This window comes from Sulfitobacter sp. HGT1 (assembly GCF_013282155.1).
Classification (GTDB): Bacteria; Pseudomonadota; Alphaproteobacteria; order Rhodobacterales; family Rhodobacteraceae; genus Sulfitobacter.
Map to the genome: position 1 here is coordinate 214,166 of NZ_BLWI01000012.1, position 16,929 is coordinate 231,094.

General features: G+C 55.2%; 13 protein-coding genes and 1 tRNA gene. All 14 read right to left on the reverse strand.

Annotation, left to right across the window (positions count from 1 at the left end):
* Positions 1-105: 105 nt before the first annotated feature.
* Positions 106-4,353, reverse strand: a complete 4,248-nt coding sequence (gene rpoC, locus HGT1_RS14500; RefSeq protein WP_176250664.1) for a DNA-directed RNA polymerase subunit beta' — start codon at positions 4,351-4,353, stop codon at positions 106-108.
* Positions 4,354-4,447: 94 nt separating this feature from the next.
* On the reverse strand, positions 4,448-8,587 hold the full coding sequence (gene rpoB, locus HGT1_RS14505; RefSeq protein WP_176250665.1) for a DNA-directed RNA polymerase subunit beta: 4,140 nt from the start codon (positions 8,585-8,587) through the stop codon (positions 4,448-4,450).
* 289 nt (positions 8,588-8,876) lie between these two features.
* Positions 8,877-9,248, reverse strand: a complete 372-nt coding sequence (gene rplL / locus HGT1_RS14510; protein WP_176250666.1) for a 50S ribosomal protein L7/L12 — start codon at positions 9,246-9,248, stop codon at positions 8,877-8,879.
* A 75-nt stretch (positions 9,249-9,323) separates the two neighbouring features.
* On the reverse strand, positions 9,324-9,839 hold the full coding sequence (rplJ, locus tag HGT1_RS14515) for a 50S ribosomal protein L10 (protein ID WP_176250667.1): 516 nt from the start codon (positions 9,837-9,839) through the stop codon (positions 9,324-9,326).
* A 402-nt stretch (positions 9,840-10,241) separates the two neighbouring features.
* Complete coding sequence (locus HGT1_RS14520; RefSeq protein ID WP_176250668.1) at positions 10,242-10,976, reverse strand: CatB-related O-acetyltransferase; 735 nt, start codon at positions 10,974-10,976, stop codon at positions 10,242-10,244.
* 183 nt (positions 10,977-11,159) lie between these two features.
* Positions 11,160-11,858, reverse strand: a complete 699-nt coding sequence (gene rplA / locus HGT1_RS14525) for a 50S ribosomal protein L1 (RefSeq protein ID WP_176250669.1) — start codon at positions 11,856-11,858, stop codon at positions 11,160-11,162.
* A 1-nt stretch (position 11,859) separates the two neighbouring features.
* Positions 11,860-12,285 carry a 50S ribosomal protein L11 gene (rplK, locus tag HGT1_RS14530; protein WP_176250670.1) on the reverse strand — a complete coding sequence of 142 codons (426 nt, stop codon included), beginning with the start codon at positions 12,283-12,285 and terminating at the stop codon, positions 11,860-11,862.
* Positions 12,286-12,444: 159 nt separating this feature from the next.
* Entirely contained in the window at positions 12,445-12,978 is a 534-nt protein-coding gene (gene nusG, locus HGT1_RS14535; RefSeq protein ID WP_176250671.1) for a transcription termination/antitermination protein NusG, read from the reverse strand.
* Between the two features lie 207 nt (positions 12,979-13,185).
* A complete protein-coding gene (secE, locus tag HGT1_RS14540; RefSeq protein ID WP_176250672.1) occupies positions 13,186-13,383 on the reverse strand; it encodes a preprotein translocase subunit SecE in 198 nt (65 codons plus the stop codon).
* A gap of 86 nt (positions 13,384-13,469) precedes the next feature.
* Positions 13,470-14,117, reverse strand: coding sequence for a hypothetical protein (locus HGT1_RS14545; RefSeq protein WP_176250673.1), 648 nt, complete (start codon positions 14,115-14,117; stop codon positions 13,470-13,472).
* A gap of 118 nt (positions 14,118-14,235) precedes the next feature.
* Positions 14,236-14,311, reverse strand: a tRNA-Trp gene (locus tag HGT1_RS14550).
* Between the two features lie 73 nt (positions 14,312-14,384).
* The gene (locus tag HGT1_RS14555) at positions 14,385-14,876 is read right to left on the reverse strand and encodes an N-acetyltransferase (protein WP_176250674.1); all 492 of its coding nucleotides are present in this window, start codon (positions 14,874-14,876) and stop codon (positions 14,385-14,387) included.
* A 121-nt stretch (positions 14,877-14,997) separates the two neighbouring features.
* Positions 14,998-16,173, reverse strand: coding sequence for an elongation factor Tu (gene tuf / locus HGT1_RS14560; RefSeq protein ID WP_176250675.1), 1,176 nt, complete (start codon positions 16,171-16,173; stop codon positions 14,998-15,000).
* A gap of 132 nt (positions 16,174-16,305) precedes the next feature.
* Positions 16,306-16,905 carry a hypothetical protein gene (locus HGT1_RS14565; protein ID WP_255200213.1) on the reverse strand — a complete coding sequence of 200 codons (600 nt, stop codon included), beginning with the start codon at positions 16,903-16,905 and terminating at the stop codon, positions 16,306-16,308.
* Positions 16,906-16,929 lie beyond the last annotated feature (24 nt).

A 16,929-nucleotide genomic window follows, 5' to 3' on the forward strand; every position in this document is an offset into this window, starting at 1 on the left:
GGCAGGGGCTGGCAATGCAAGTCTATTGGAAATCATGTTTCAAAAGAAAAAGGCCCCCGCTGATGTCTCCGCGGGGGCCTTTCATTTTCTAGCTCAGATCAAAGATCAGTTGCGGCTTTCGTCATCGCTTGGGACAGTGTTGAACACATCCCCACCGACCACATCATTGGCAGCAGCCGCTGGCGCAGCCAGACGTGCCGCTGTTTCAGCTTCTTCGCGACGGGCTTCGATCACCACATTGTCACGATCCACTGCAACTTTGCGCATCTGCTGGGTCGCACCACCGGTACCGGCTGGGATCAGACGGCCAACGATGACGTTTTCCTTCAGACCGACCAGCTTGTCGCGCTTGCCCTGAACCGATGCTTCGGTCAGCACGCGTGTGGTTTCCTGGAACGATGCCGCCGAGATAAAGCTGCGGGTTTGCAGGCTTGCCTTGGTGATACCCAGAAGGATCGGTTCGCCCGTTGCCGGACGGCCACCCTTGGAAATCGCCTTTTCACAAGCTTGGTCAAACTCTTGCTTGTCGACGTGTTCGCCTTTCAGCAGCGTGGTGTCGCCGCTGTCCTGAACTTCCCACTTCTGAAGCATCTGACGTACGATAACTTCGATGTGCTTATCGTTGATCTTAACGCCTTGCAGACGGTAAACATCCTGCACCTCGTCGATCATGTAGTCGGCCAAGGCCTCTACACCCATGATCGCAAGAATGTCGTGCGGTGCCGGGTTGCCATCCATGATGTAATCGCCCTTTTGGACAAAGTCACCTTCCGCAACCGGAATGTGCTTACCCTTAGGCACCATGTATTCAACTTTGTGATCCGGATCCTCGGACGATTCAATCGAGATACGACGCTTGTTCTTGTAGTCTTTGCCGTAGCGCACATAGCCGTCGATTTCCGCGATGATGGCGTGGTCCTTGGGGCGACGTGCCTCAAAGAGTTCGGCCACACGTGGCAGACCACCGGTAATGTCCTTGGTCTTGGCACCTTCGCGCGGGATACGCGCAACGATGTCACCGGCCTTGATTTCGGTCTGGTCCTCAACGGACAGAACGGCATCAACGGACATTGGGTAGGTCACCGGGTTGCCCGCATCGTTACGGACCGGCTCGCCATCGGCATCCAGGATCATGACTTCAGGCTTCAACTCGTTGCCTTTGGGGGCAGCGCGCCAGTCGATCACGATTTTCTGGGTCATGCCTGTCGCATCATCCGTTTCATCCTTGACCGCGATCCCCGACACAAGGTCGACGAACTTGGTCATACCGGATTTCTCGGCGATGATTGGCAGCGTGTACGGATCCCATTCAAACAGCTTGTCGCCGCGCAAGACCGACTGGCCTTCCTTGACGAACAGCTTGGTACCGTAACCGACCTTGTGGTTGGCACGCTCATCGCCGTTTTCATCCACGATCGACAGTTTCATGTTCCGGCCCATCACCATGATCTCGCCAGCGGCGTTCTCAAGGGTCATGGCGCTTTCGAACACGATCTTACCGGGCTGGGATGCCTCGAGGAAGGACTGCTGGCCACCTTGTGCAACACCACCAATGTGGAATGTACGCATGGTCAGCTGGGTGCCGGGTTCACCGATCGACTGTGCGGCGATAATGCCGACAGCTTCACCTTGGTTCACCAAAGTACCACGTGCAAGGTCACGACCATAACACATGGCGCAGACGCCCTCTTCGGCCTCACAGGTCAGCGGGCTGCGGATGCGTGCGGACAATACAGCCGCCTCATCCACGATATCCGCCAGACGTTCGTCAATGATTGTCTGCGCAGGGACCAACACTTCGTCAGTGCCCGGACGCAGGATATCATCAGCCGTAACGCGACCCAGCAGACGCTCTGCCAGCGACGACACAACTTCACCGTCGTTAACCGCGGCTTCGGCAGTGATTGCTGTTTCGGTGCCACAGTCATGCAAACGAACGATACAATCTTGTGCCACGTCCACCAGACGACGGGTCAAGTAACCCGAGTTCGCTGTTTTCAAAGCGGTATCCGACAGACCCTTACGGGCACCGTGGGTGGAGTTGAAGTACTCCAGAACGGTCAGACCTTCTTTAAAGTTCGAGATAATCGGGGTCTCGATGATGTCGCCGTTCGGCTTCGCCATCAGACCGCGCATCCCGCCCAGCTGTTTCATCTGAGTAACCGAACCACGCGCACCGGAGTGCGCCATCATGTAAACCGAGTTCGGTTCGTTTTCAGAGCCGTTTTCGCCGTAGGTCGTGGCGGAAATCGCACCCATCATCGCGTCGGTGACTTTGTCGTTACACTTTGACCATGCATCGACGACTTTGTTGTACTTTTCACCCTGAGTGATCAGGCCGTCCATGTACTGCTGTTCAAAGTCTTTCACCTGATCGCGGGTTTCTTCAACCAGTGGCCATTTGCTGTCAGGGATCAACATATCGTCCTTACCGAACGAAATGCCTGCCTTGAAAGCTTCGCGGAAGCCCATTGTCATGATCTGGTCACAGAAGATGACGGATTCCTTTTGGCCACAATAACGGTAGACCGTATCGATGACCTGCTGCACTTCTTTCTTGCGCAGCAAACGGTTCACCAGATCAAACGGCGCTTTTGCGTTCAGCGGCAGCAACGCCCCCAGACGGACACGGCCAGGGGTCGTATCAAAACGCTTCATGATCTCGTTGCCTTCGGCATCGATCTGTTTGATCCGTGCCTTGACCTTGGAGTGCAAGTGGATCGCACCCGCGTCCAAAGCGTGCTCGACCTCTTCGACCGAACCGAACACCATGTCCTGACCGACCATGCCTTCACGCTCGAGAGTCGTATAGTACAGACCCAAGATCATGTCCTGCGACGGAACAATGATCGGTGCGCCGTTTGCAGGCGACAGAACGTTGTTCGTGGACATCATCAAGACGCGGGCTTCCAACTGGGCTTCCAGCGAAAGCGGCACGTGAACAGCCATTTGGTCGCCGTCAAAGTCAGCGTTAAACGCGGAACAGACCAGCGGGTGCAGCTGGATGGCCTTACCTTCGATCAGAACCGGTTCGAACGCCTGAATGCCAAGACGGTGCAAGGTAGGTGCACGGTTCAGCATGACGGGGTGTTCGCGGATGACTTCATCCAGGATATCCCAAACCTCGGGACGCTCTTTTTCGACCAGCTTCTTGGCTTGCTTCACAGTGGAAGACAGACCTTTGGCCTCAAGACGCGAATAGATGAACGGCTTGAACAGTTCGAGCGCCATCTTTTTCGGCAAACCACACTGGTGCAGTTTAAGCTCAGGACCAGTCACAATAACCGAACGACCCGAGAAGTCGACGCGCTTACCCAAAAGGTTCTGACGGAAGCGACCCTGCTTACCCTTCAGCATGTCGGACAGCGATTTCAACGGACGCTTGTTGGCACCCGTGATCACGCGGCCACGACGGCCGTTATCGAACAGCGCATCGACAGATTCCTGCAACATACGCTTTTCGTTGCGCACGATGATGTCGGGCGCGCGCAGTTCGATCAGACGCTTGAGACGGTTGTTCCGGTTGATCACGCGGCGATACAGGTCGTTCAGGTCAGACGTCGCAAAACGGCCACCATCCAACGGCACCAGCGGGCGCAGTTCTGGCGGGATAACCGGAATGACGGTCATGACCATCCACTCGGGCCGGTTGCCAGACTCGAGGAAGGATTCAACAACCTTCAAACGCTTGATGATCTTCTTTGGCTTCAATTCGCCAGTCGCTTCTTTCAGATCCGCACGCAGCGTGTCTGCTTCAGCTTCCAGATCGATCGCGGCCAGCATTTCGCGGATCGCTTCGGCACCGATGTTGGCGGTGAATGCATCCATGCCATAGATGTCTTGCGCTTCCATGAACTCTTCTTCGGTCATCATCTGACCATAGGTGAGTTCAGTCAGACCGGGTTCGATCACGACGTAGTTTTCGAAATACAAAACACGTTCCAGATCGCGCAATGTCATGTCCAGCATCAGGCCGATCCGCGATGGAAGCGACTTGAGGAACCAGATGTGCGCAACAGGAGACGCCAGTTCGATGTGGCCCATCCGCTCGCGGCGGACCTTTTGCAACGTGACTTCAACGCCACATTTTTCGCAGACAACGCCGCGATATTTCATGCGCTTGTATTTGCCACACAGACATTCGTAGTCTTTGATCGGTCCAAAGATACGCGCGCAGAACAGGCCGTCACGCTCTGGCTTGAACGTACGGTAGTTAATGGTTTCGGGTTTCTTGATCTCACCGAACGACCACGACAGGATACGCTCTGGCGATGCCAAAGATACCTTGATCTCGTCGAACGTCTTCATCGGTGCGACGGGGTTGAACGGGTTGTTTGTCAGTTCCTGGTTCATCTTAAATCCTTAGATTAATCTCGAAAGCGAAAGGAGGGGGCCCGATTTCTTCGAAGAAATCGGGCCGGAATTTTCGAAAATTCCGGCGGTGCCCTTACTCGTCTTCCTCCGCATCCAGGAGTTCCATATTCAGGCCAAGGCCACGGACTTCTTTGACAAGAACGTTGAACGATTCCGGAATACCGGCTTCGAAGTTGTCCTCGCCTTTGACGATGCTTTCATAGACCTTTGTGCGGCCTGCAACGTCATCCGATTTCACAGTCAGCATTTCCTGCAGGGTGTATGCAGCGCCGTAAGCTTCCAGAGCCCAGACCTCCATCTCACCAAAGCGCTGACCACCGAACTGCGCTTTACCGCCCAATGGCTGCTGGGTGACCAGCGAGTATGGACCGGTGGAACGCGCGTGGATCTTGTCATCCACAAGGTGGTGCAGTTTCAGCAGGTATTTGACGCCAACGGTCACGGGGCGGGCAAACTGCTCGCCTGTGCGGCCGTCAAACAGCACCGACTGACCCGAGGTATCGAACCCGGCCCGTGTCAAACTGTCGTTCACGTCTGCTTCCTTGGCACCGTCAAAGACGGGCGTCGCGATTGGCACACCGCGGGTCACATTGCCCGCCGCCTCCAAGAGCGTTGCTTCGTCCATGTCGGCGATGCCTTCTTCGTAAACGTCTGCGCCGTAAGCGTGGCTCATCGCATCGCGTACAGGTGTCAAATCGCCGGAGCGCTTATATTCCTGCAATGCTTCGTCGATGTTGATGCCCAGCCCGCGTGCAGCCCAACCCATGTGGGTTTCAAGGATCTGACCGACGTTCATACGCGAAGGAACGCCCAACGGGTTCAAACAGAAGTCGACTGGCGTACCATCCGCAAGGAATGGCATGTCTTCCATCGGTACAACCTTGGAAATAACACCCTTGTTGCCGTGACGACCGGCCATTTTATCGCCCGGTTGCAGCTTGCGCTTCACCGCCACGAATACTTTGACCATTTTCATCACGCCTGGGGGCAAATCATCGCCACGGCGTACTTTTTCGACTTTGTCCTCAAAGCGGTTGTTCAACGTACGCTTCTGGATTTCGTACTGTTCGTTCAGCGCTTCGACGATTTTCGCATCGTCTTCGTCCGCCAAAGCCAACTGCCACCACTGACCGCGGGACAATTGATCATCCAGCAGCTCTTCGGTGATCTGGCTGTTCGACTTGACGCCTTTCGGACCTTTGACAGCAACTTTGCCAAGGATCATCTGACGCAGACGCGCATAGATGTTGCGATCGAGGATACCAAGCTCATCGTCACGGTCGCGAGCAAGGCGTTCAACCTCTTCGCGCTCGATCTGCAAGGCACGTTCGTCTTTTTCAACACCGTGACGGTTAAAGACGCGGACTTCGACAACTGTACCGAAATCGCCCGGCTTCACGCGCAACGATGTGTCACGCACGTCAGACGCTTTTTCACCAAAGATGGCGCGCAGCAGTTTTTCTTCTGGCGTCATCGGGCTTTCGCCCTTTGGTGTGATCTTGCCGACCAGAATGTCACCCGGTTCAACATCCGCGCCGATGTACACGATGCCCGCCTCGTCGAGGTTGCGCAGCGCTTCTTCACCAACGTTTGGAATATCGCGTGTGATTTCCTCTGGCCCGAGCTTTGTATCGCGTGCAGCCACTTCGAATTCTTCGATGTGGATCGACGTGAACACGTCATCGCGCGAAACCCGCTCGGAGATCAGGATGGAGTCTTCGTAGTTGTAGCCGTTCCAAGGCATAAACGCGACGATCACGTTTTTACCAAGGGCCAGTTCACCCATGTCGGTCGATGGACCGTCAGCGATAACCTGACCTTTAACAACCGTGTCGCCCACTTTCACCAGCGGACGCTGGTTAATACAGGTGTTCTGGTTGGAACGCTGGAACTTGCGCATGCGGTAGATGTCTACCCCTGCATCGCCCAGCTCAAGGTCTTCGGTCGCACGCAAAACGATACGCGATGCATCGACCTGGTCGATGATACCGCCACGTTTGGCCATATAGGCCGCACCGGAGTCCCGTGCCACGACTTCTTCGATACCGGTCCCGACAAGCGGGGCTTCGGCCTGAAGCAATGGAACAGCCTGACGTTGCATGTTCGAGCCCATCAAGGCCCTGTTCGCATCGTCGTTTTCCAGGAACGGGATCAGCGATGCCGCAACGGACACCAACTGCTTTGGCGAAACGTCGATCAGGTCAACACTTTCGGAAGGCGACAGCGTGTAGTCACCCGATTTGCGTGTCGAAACCAGATCGTTGACGAACTTCATGTTCTCATCAAGGTTCGCGTTGGCCTGCGCCACAGTGTGACGCATTTCTTCGGTCGCGGACATGTATTGAACTTCGTCGGAAACAACACCGTTCGATACCTTGCGGTAAGGTGTTTCGATAAAGCCGTACTTGTTCACACGGGCGAATGTCGCCAGCGAGTTGATCAGACCAATGTTCGGGCCTTCGGGCGTTTCAATCGGACACATCCGGCCATAGTGGGTCGGGTGAACGTCACGTACTTCAAAGCCGGCGCGTTCGCGTGTCAGACCACCTGGTCCAAGCGCTGAAAGGCGACGCTTGTGCGTAACCTCGGACAGCGGGTTGGTTTGGTCCATAAACTGCGACAGCTGCGAAGAGCCGAAGAATTCACGCACCGCAGCGGCTGCTGGCTTGGCGTTGATCAGGTCTTGCGGCATGACGGTGTCGATTTCGACCGAGGACATACGCTCTTTGATTGCGCGTTCCATACGCAGCAAACCAACGCGATACTGGTTTTCCATCAATTCGCCAACGGAACGAACACGACGGTTACCAAGGTGGTCAATATCGTCGATATCGCCACGGCCATCGCGCAGGTCAACCAGCGCCTTGATGCACGATACGATATCATCGCGATCCAGCGTGCGCTGAGTGTCTTCCTTGTCGAGCGCCAGACGCATGTTCATCTTTACGCGACCAACAGCAGACAGGTCATAGCGTTCGCTGTCAAAGAACAACGTGTCGAACAGGTTCGACGCGGCCTCGACTGTGGGCGGCTCACCCGGGCGCATGACGCGATAGATATCCATGAGCGCGGTGTCGCGGTTCATGTTCTTGTCGTTCGCCATGGTGTTGCGCATGTAGGGGCCGACATTGATGTTGTCGATGTCCAAGAGTGGGATCTCGGTAATGCCAGCATCAACAAGTTCTTTGGCGGTGCCGCCGATAAGCGTACCGTCTTTGTCGTACTCAAGCGTCATCTCGTCGCCGGCTTCGACATAAATCGCGCCGGTTTCTTCGTTGATGATGTCACGTGCAACAAATTTGCCTTCGATGTGACCGAACGGCAAAAGCAACTCGCTTACTTTACCTTCGTCAACCAACTGCTTAACGGCACGAGGCGTGATCTTCTTGCCTTTTTCAAACAGGACTTCACCTGTCGCGGCATCAACCAGATCATAGGTCGGACGTGTGCCCCGCACACGGTCCGGATAGAACGGCGCAACCCAGCCTTCACCGGCTTTCAGCGTGAAGTTCACTGTGTTGTAATAAGCGTCCATGATCGCTTCTTGGTCAAGACCAAGCGCATAGAGCAACGTTGTCACAGGCAATTTGCGACGACGGTCGATCCGCGCGAACACGATGTCTTTTGCGTCGAATTCAAAATCCAGCCAGGACCCGCGGTAAGGAATGATCCGGCAGGCAAACAACAGCTTGCCCGAAGAGTGGGTTTTACCCTTGTCGTGGTCAAAGAAAACGCCAGGCGAACGGTGCATCTGCGAAACGATAACACGCTCGGTGCCGTTCACAACGAAGGTCCCGTTCGGGGTCATCAAAGGCATATCGCCCATGAACACGTCTTGTTCTTTAATGTCTTTTACCGACTTCGCGCCGGTGTCTTCGTCCACATCAAATACGATCAGACGCAACGTCACCTTCAAAGGCGCGCTGTAGGTCATGTCACGCTGCTGACATTCCTCAACATCGTATTTGGGTTTCTCAAGCTCGTACTTGACGTACTCAAGCACCGAAGTCTCGTTGAAATCTTTGATCGGGAATACCGACTGGAAGACGCCCTGAATGCCGTCGCCATCTGTCGGTGTGTCCGCATCGCCGGAGCGCAGGAACAGATCATAAGAGGATTTTTGAACCTCGATCAGGTTCGGCATCTCCAGAACTTCACGGATTTTGCCATAGTATTTACGTAGACGTTTCTGGCCAAGGAAGGATTGCGCCATGTGTCATGTCACCTTTCGTGTCTCTTGCCGAGCACGCCATCACCGGGGCCGTGATGCGCGCCCATAAGAGCGGTAAATCCTGGTCAATTCTTGAAGCACGTCCCACCGTACCTCTTCCGACCCTTAGGACCTATCCAGAGAAGTATTTCGCGCGAAATACTTGTCAAAACAGGTTAGGCTGGACAGGGAAATATCCCCATCCAGCCTTGTCATTTGCGGGCTGCCCCGGAATTTGTCAAAAATTCCGGTCCGTTTTCTTTGAAAGAAAACGGCACCCAGATCAAATGGCTTACGCCAGTTCGACCTCTGCGCCAGCTGCAACCAGCTTGGCCATTACTTCTTCGGCTTCGGCTTTGTCGACGCCTTCTTTGATCTTGCCGCCAGCTTCGACCAAGTCTTTGGCTTCTTTCAGGCCCAGACCGGTGATGCCGCGAACTTCTTTGATCACGTTGATTTTGGATGCGCCGGCGTTCTTCAGAACGACGTCGAATTCAGTTTTCTCTTCAGCAGCAGCACCTGCATCGGCAGGGCCAGCCATCATCACAGCGCCACCAGCGGCGGGCTCGATGCCATACTCGTCTTTGAGGATGGTTTTCAGTTCTTGTGCTTCAAGCAGTGTCAGACCAACGATGTCTTCTGCCAGTTTTTTCAGATCAGCCATGTTCAGCTCTTTCCGTTAACGATATGTGTGTTCCAACGCGAGTGTTCAACCCTGCGCCAGCTTGACGATATTGCTTTACGCAGCCGCCTTGTCCTCGATCGTGGACAAGATGGATGCGATATTGCTTGCAGGTGCGCCAATGGCCCCAGCGATGTTGGAAGCAGGTGCGCCCAGCATGCCCGCGATGGTGGAGATAAGCTCCTCCCGCGAAGGCATCTTGGACACGGCTTCAACACCGGCGGCGTCCAGTGCGTTCTCGCCCATTGCACCACCGAGAATCACAAACTTTTGATTCTCTTTGGCGAAGTCCTGAGCAACCTTAGCGGCGGCTACGGGATCTTCGGAATAGGTCAGAACGGTCATACCCGTCAGGAGTTCCGCAATGCTTTCGCATGGCTTTCCATCAAGGGCAATTTTGGCGAGCCTGTTTTTGGCAACACGCACGGCCCCACCTGCAGCGCGAGCGCGTGCACGAAGGTCCTGCATTTCAGCAACTGTCAGGCCGACGTAGTGGCTTACCACAACGACGCCAGAGCTTTCAAAGATTTGGCCGAGCTCGTCGACCAACTGTTCTTTCTGGGCTCTATCCACAGTTTCACTCCAAATCTGGGGGTTACCCCCCGGCTCAATTAAGTTTGCTTTCGCAAACAGTCTTGGTCCATTTTACGGGAATAAGCCAAAATGCCCTCACGCTTGCGCGCTTGGTAATTCTAACGTCTCCCATCTCGGAAAGGAAATTAAGGCTCATCGCCACCCTTCGTCTCGGACAGAAGACTCACCCGAAGAAACTTCAGGTGAATCGAGGGCCTCTATATAAAGAGTTTTCAGGGATGCCAAGGGGCAATAAAGCTATTTCAGCCACAGCAGTGCCGCCGTTGCAAAGGTGTTCATATTCGACTGCATATTTCCTGACGACCGGAGCGATGAAACGGGCGCATACTGGGAAAGCATGGACCAACCATCAGCGATGACGGCGTCAGGATAGTGCCCGTCTCAACCTGATACCTGTGTTCGTAACAAGTCGCGGAGAAGAAAACGATCTTCAGCCATGGGCTGCAACTGTCCGCTTGCCACCGCCCGCTCAAGCGCAACGGCAAACCGCGCCGGCTGATCCGGATGAAGGGGAATGAGGTCAGACACTGCATACCGCCACCATTCCAGCTGCAGGAATGCAGACGATAGATGAGGATCAAAGCGATGTCGGATAACACGTGCCGGCACGCCGCCAACAACTGAAAAAGGAGCCACGTCCTGTGTGACCAAAGCATCGACAGCAATGATTGCACCGTCACCGATGCTGACCCCTTCCCTGATGCGCACAGTCTCTCCGATCCAGACGTCATTGCCAATCCGGACCTTGGCCGAAGGCGCGTCGAACGGGACCATTAAATCGCTCTGTTCCATATCCCCCCCCCATTCACGAAATTTGCGCCGCTGGTAAAAAACCGGGCTGGTCGAGGATCGGTCAATAGGATGCGTATTGGTAAAGGTCTGAAGACCAGCCCCAATCGAACAGTAGCGACCAACGTATTCGACATGCCGCGCAAAGGAATGCGAATAGCTGTAGGCTCCAAGCGGCATGACGCCATCTGCCGAATGCGTGGAATGCGCCTCAAGACCATGAGCCGGCTCGGGAATTCGCAGGGGATCGGGACCAGCTGGCGCGTTGATACGTACGCCTTTCTTGGCAAGCCACCGCAATTGATCTTTTGTGAGATTGAGGCTCAAGAAAAAACTTCTCTCTATGCGGGCTGCTACCTGGTCTGCGTTCGGGCCAGTTTGCGCTTTGTCTGCGCCTTCGACAACCCCTTCGAGATCCCGAAACGGCCACGGGCAAAAGCGACATATGGAAAAGCCCTCCGCACGGGGTACGGAGGGCCAAATCAAGATAACGTCAATTTAAGAAACGCGTTACTCGGTAACAGCGTTGTCCACTTCAACAGATACGCCTGGGCCCATTGTGGAGCTGAGGACGATCTTCTTCATGTAGGTACCCTTGGAACCCGTAGGCTTCGCCTTGGAGACGGCACCAACGAAAGAGCGGATGTTTTCAACCAGCTTGGCTTCGTCGAAGGACAGTTTGCCGATGCCAGCATGCACAACGCCGCCTTTTTCAGCTTTGAACTGAACCTGACCGCCTTTGGCAGCTTCAACAGCTTCTTTGATGTCCATTGTAACTGTGCCAACTTTTGGGTTTGGCATCAGGTTGCGTGGACCAAGAACCTTACCAAGACGACCAACGATTGGCATCATGTCAGGTGTCGCGATGCAACGGTCAAAGTCGATCTTGCCGCCTTGTACCGCTTCCATCAGGTCTTCTGCGCCAACGATATCGGCACCAGCTGCTGTGGCTTCGTCTGCTTTTGCGCCACGTGCAAATACCGCAACACGTACGGTTTTGCCTGTGCCGTTTGGCAGGCCAACAACACCGCGAACCATTTGGTCAGCGTGACGTGGGTCAACACCAAGGTTCATGGCGATTTCGATGGTCTCATCAAACTTCGCGTTTGCGTTTGCCTTGATCAGCGTTACCGCTTCTTCAACAGACAGGTTGTCTTTGCCGGCGAATGCTTCGCGTGCGGCGCGGGTGCGTTTTCCGAATTTTGCCATCTTACTTCACCTCAATGCCCATGGAACGGGCGGAGCCCAGAATGATCTTCATCGCGGCTTCAACATCCACGGCGCTCAGATCGGCCATCTTTGCTTCTGCGATTTCGCGCAGTTGCTTGGTGGTCACTGTACCAACAGTTTCACGGCTCGGTGTTTTCGCACCAGAGTTAATCTTGGCAGCTTTTTTCAGGTAATAGGACGCAGGAGGCGTCTTGATGTCCATGGTAAAGGACTTGTCCTGGTAATAGCTGATCACGGTCGGGCAAGGGGCACCTGGCTCCAGGTCCGCTGTCTTGGCGTTGAACGCCTTACAGAATTCCATGATGTTAATCCCGCGCTGACCCAATGCAGGACCAACAGGTGGGGATGGGTTCGCTTGACCCGCTTTAACTTGCAACTTCATCTTACCGACGAGCTTCTTGGCCATTGGCCTTCTCCTTTTTATGTCGGTGGGTTTGCACCCACCCTACACAACCACAACGCGTTGTGATCGCTTGCTAGCGTGGTCCGGCGTGGCTGCGCGCAGCTTTGCCTCCCACAAACGAACGGTGTCGCCACCGCATGGCGGGTTGCCCCGCCGACCCGCTCAGATCTGTTTGTTGACCTGAGTGAATTCCAATTCGACCGGTGTTTCACGGCCAAAGATCGACACAGACACCTTGAGGCGCTGGTTCTCTTCGTCGACTTCCTCGATCATACCGTCAAAGTCTTCGAACGGACCATCAGCAACCTTGACGCGCTCGCCCACTTCAAAGTGGATCAATGTGCGTGGTGCTTCCTCGCCTTCCTGGACACGGCCCAGGATCGCGGTCACTTCTGCATCGCGCATCGGCATCGGGCGCCCTTGTGGACCCAAGAAACCTGTAACGCGGTTGATCGAGTTGATCAGGTGATAGCCACGGTCGGACATTTCCATGTGCACCAGCACATAGCCGGGCATAAAGCGCCGCTCTGTCGTGACTTTTTTGCCGCGCCGAACTTCGATCACCTCTTCGGTGGGAACCAGCACTTCGTCGATCTGGTCCTCAAGCTCTTGCTCGGCGACCGTTGTGCGGATCTGTTCGGCGATCTTTTTCTCGAAATTCGACAAAACACTGACCGAATACCATCTTTTCGCCATCTGAACTCTGGTCCCTGTCTTGCGATGCGCATGTTTGCAGCATCAAATTCTCAATAAAGCGACAGGCACTTGCCTGCCTTTCCTGAACAAAAAATCGGCGCGCAACTCGAATCGCCGCACGCCCTTTGTCAGGTTAGGATTGCGGGATAGCCCGCATATCCAAATGTTTCAAGGGGGTGAGCAAGGTTTTGCACATCCCCGTCGCGATCAGCCGAAGTAGGAAAGCACGTACTGCAAGCCGCCACGGATCAAGATATCAACGATTGCGAAAAACACCGCTGTCAGTGCCGCAAGGATGAAAACCATCACGGTTGTCAGCATCACCTCGCGGCGGGTCGGCCATACGACCTTGGACACTTCCGAGCGCACTTGCTGAATGAACTGGAGTGGATTGACTGTGGCCATGACGCGTTTCCTGTTTTTCAAAGGTTTCTGCGATGTAGCCGCCAATGCGACCGAATTCAAGACGTCAATCGTATCAGCCCGTCGGCCTAGGCATTCCGCGCATGGGCCAGGTCATCCATCCGCAATTCAAACTTTTCCGAATCCTGCTGCGCAAAAGCGGCAATATCGCTGACATCAGGCAAATAAAGCGCCGCGACCCAGCCTTCGGGGAAACGGTCCAGGATCGCATCCCAACGCATCGCGACCCGGTCTATCTCTGCATGGATTGCCGCTGCTTTTTCAGGGTGTCGTGCAACATACCAGCGCAAGGGTTTGAGCATCATCTGCCAGAACCCGTCATAGCCATAGGCCACATAGAGCGCCGAAACGACCGCCGCCAGAAACAGGGTCAGAACCAAGAACAGGACCGGATGAAATATCGCGGCTGAGACCACCGCAAACCCGCAGACAAATCCGGCGGCCGTTGCACGCAGCGATACAGGTGCCTGTTGCGCAGCGATTTCCTCGGCCGGCATTTCGGCGGGCTGTCCGCCGCGCGCAAGCTTGGTTTGCACCGCGCCCGTGATCCTGCCGACAATGCGTTTGATGCCCCCTGCCTCGGGGGTCTCGGGGACGGAGGGGCGCACAAGGCCCGGCTGCGCGGCTGGATGCGGCGCGTTCTGATGACCTGAATCATCATAACGGGACATACCTGTGAAATGGTCCAAATCGGCAGGCTTGTTTTTGCGCAACATATAAAGACATCCACCTTTTAAAAAACGAGATGGAAAGTGTCGCGCCATGCTACGGCAATTCAGCGGCCATATTATGACCACTCAAAGGCATATCGCAAAAGATCAATGTCAGGAAAATTGGCAGGGGCTGAGGGACTCGAACCCACGACCCTCGGTTTTGGAGACCGATGCTCTACCAACTGAGCTAAACCCCTATGCCGAGTGGTGAGGTAGTCTGGAATCGCGAGGGGATCAAGAGCATATGCACCAAAGGGCGGGAAAATCCTTCTAGCTGTCGCCCGAGCGTCGATACTCCTGCTCTTTCACGACCGTTCCCCAGACATCGCCTTCTTGCTCTGCGTGCAACACAAAGCCGAAACTGCGGTAAAGATGCAAGGCTGGTTCCAGCCCGGCAAAGGTGTGCAGCCACATTCTGCCTTGGCTGTGCTGCTCGGCATGGGCCACGGCCATGCTTAACAGCTTGCGCCCGATCCCCGAGCCCCGACAGCGGTCCGCACAGATGAACCACCTCAGATGCGCGCCACGCGCCTGCGATTCCGGATCATGAAGGTTCAGGATCAACGAAGCCGCGACCCCCTGATCATCACGGGCAAGCAGCACCAGATCCGGGTCCTTCCTGCCATGGGCGAACTCGGCAAGCTGGTGCGCCACCTTGGCCTCGAAGTAGCTGGTGAAGCCCCAATGCTTTGCATAGTGGGTTCCGTGCAGTTGAATGATTTGCCCGATCGCGCCCGGAAAGAAATCGTGGGTAATGTCCATGCTGTGGCCTTTCACGCTGCGCGTATTCTATCCCCCGGCCTCCGCAAAAGAAAAGGCCGCCCCGGTGTGGGACGGCCTTGTTTGATGTGACGTGCGTGGGGGCGTGCCCCCAGACAGCAGCTTACTCGTTGATCTTGGACACAACGCCCGCGCCAACAGTGCGGCCGCCTTCGCGGATCGCAAAGCGCAGACCGTCTTCCATCGCGATGGGTGCGATCAGTTCAACGTCGAACTGCAGGTTGTCGCCTGGCATAACCATTTCAGTGCCTTCTGGCAGCTGAACTGTACCGGTGACGTCTGTGGTCCGGAAGTAGAACTGTGGACGGTAGTTCGCGAAGAACGGCGTGTGACGGCCACCCTCTTCCTTGGTCAGGATATACGCTTCGGCTGTGAACTTGGTGTGTGGCTTAACCGAACCTGGCTTACACAGAACCTGACCACGCTCAACGCCTTCACGGTCAACGCCGCGCAGCAGGGCACCGATGTTGTCGCCAGCTTCACCGCGGTCCAGCAGTTTGCGGAACATTTCAACGCCGGTACAGGTGGTTTTCTTGGTGTCGCGGATACCAACGATTTCGATTTCGTCGCCAACGTTGATCACGCCACGCTCGATACGGCCTGTCACAACGGTACCACGACCGGAGATCGAGAACACGTCTTCCACTGGCATCAGGAACGGCTGGTCAACAGCGCGTGCAGGTGTCGGGATGAATTCGTCAACGGCTTTCATCAGCGCGCGGATCGAGTTTTCACCGATCTCTGGGTCGCGGCCTTCCATGGCTGCCAGAGCGGAACCAGGAACAACCGGCATGTCGTCGCCAGGGTAGTCGTAGGAAGACAGCAATTCGCGGATTTCCATTTCCACCAATTCCAGCAGTTCCGCATCGTCAACCTGGTCAACTTTGTTCATGTAAACAACCATGGTCGGGATACCAACCTGGCGGCCCAGCAGAATGTGCTCGCGGGTTTGTGGCATTGGGCCGTCAGCCGCATTCACAACCAGGATCGCGCCGTCCATCTGTGCCGCACCGGTGATCATGTTCTTTACATAGTCAGCGTGACCTGGGCAGTCGACGTGTGCATAGTGACGTGCTTCGGTTTCGTACTCAACGTGAGCGGTCGAAATGGTGATGCCGCGTGCTTTTTCTTCGGGCGCGCCGTCAATCTGGTCATACGCTTTGAAATCGCCAAAATACTTGGTGATCGCAGCTGTCAACGTCGTTTTGCCGTGGTCAACGTGACCGATCGTGCCGATGTTAACGTGTGGTTTATTACGTTCAAACTTTGCCTTAGCCATGGAGCAGCCCTTTATATTAATGAGGGCCCTACGTCAGACCCAAACCTATCTGGCGGGCGATGTATTGGGTCTGACGCATAAAATCAAGCGCCTGTTCGCGCTTGATACCGGCATCGGCAAAGTAATTTGCGCTTATTCGGTCTTGGCGGCGGGGGCATTCGTGGTCTTGGCCCGTACAATCACCGCATCAGCGGGCCGATTGAACCACCCTTCGGCAGCGTTTTGCTTGACCAGATAGGTCTCAATCGACTTGGCCGCATTCTGGCTCAGGTTCTTCAACTGCTCTTGGGCGGTCTTGGTATAACCGGACCCGATGATAGGGCCCTGATCGAATGATTCGAAAACTGTAATCTGATGCGGCTTGTCGGTCAGTTTGACGCCAGCGGCATCATCCCAGACAGTCAGGTTGATAATCATGATTGATTTTGGGGCCAGAACCAGCGGAATGCCCGGAGGGGCCAGAACATAGCCTTCGACGCTGACGCCAAAGTGATAATTGCGCGCCCCATCATAACGGTCGAACCGCTCTGCAATCGCATCCTTTACGGCTGTGGTCAGGACTTCTTCGGTGACCACGCGGCTGATCGGCAGCTTTTGGACTTTGGGGGCCACCACGATATTGTGGTACAGGTTGAAGTCACCCAGCGGCACTGGCGGCTTGTTCAGATCGGCTGCGCCATTGCAGGCGGCCAAAAAGGTAACGGTCATCAAAATGGCAAAAACACGAAACATTCAAAGCCTCCATCGGCGAAAAGT

What these genes read in the sequence shown, in the direction of transcription:
- secE (WP_176250672.1), bottom strand. Translation starts at nt 13,383, where the DNA reads ATGGCCACAGTCAATCCACTCCAGTTCATTCAGCAAGTGCGCTCGGAA.
- rpoC (WP_176250664.1), bottom strand. Translation starts at nt 4,353, where the DNA reads ATGAACCAGGAACTGACAAACAACCCGTTCAACCCCGTCGCACCGATG.
- rplL (WP_176250666.1), bottom strand. Translation starts at nt 9,248, where the DNA reads ATGGCTGATCTGAAAAAACTGGCAGAAGACATCGTTGGTCTGACACTG.
- nusG (WP_176250671.1), bottom strand. Translation starts at nt 12,978, where the DNA reads ATGGCGAAAAGATGGTATTCGGTCAGTGTTTTGTCGAATTTCGAGAAA.
- HGT1_RS14555 (WP_176250674.1), bottom strand. Translation starts at nt 14,876, where the DNA reads ATGGACATTACCCACGATTTCTTTCCGGGCGCGATCGGGCAAATCATT.
- HGT1_RS14545 (WP_176250673.1), bottom strand. Translation starts at nt 14,117, where the DNA reads ATGTTGCGCAAAAACAAGCCTGCCGATTTGGACCATTTCACAGGTATG.
- tuf (WP_176250675.1), bottom strand. Translation starts at nt 16,173, where the DNA reads ATGGCTAAGGCAAAGTTTGAACGTAATAAACCACACGTTAACATCGGC.
- HGT1_RS14565 (WP_255200213.1), bottom strand. Translation starts at nt 16,905, where the DNA reads ATGTTTCGTGTTTTTGCCATTTTGATGACCGTTACCTTTTTGGCCGCC.
- rplA (WP_176250669.1), bottom strand. Translation starts at nt 11,858, where the DNA reads ATGGCAAAATTCGGAAAACGCACCCGCGCCGCACGCGAAGCATTCGCC.
- rpoB (WP_176250665.1), bottom strand. Translation starts at nt 8,587, where the DNA reads ATGGCGCAATCCTTCCTTGGCCAGAAACGTCTACGTAAATACTATGGC.
- rplK (WP_176250670.1), bottom strand. Translation starts at nt 12,285, where the DNA reads ATGGCCAAGAAGCTCGTCGGTAAGATGAAGTTGCAAGTTAAAGCGGGT.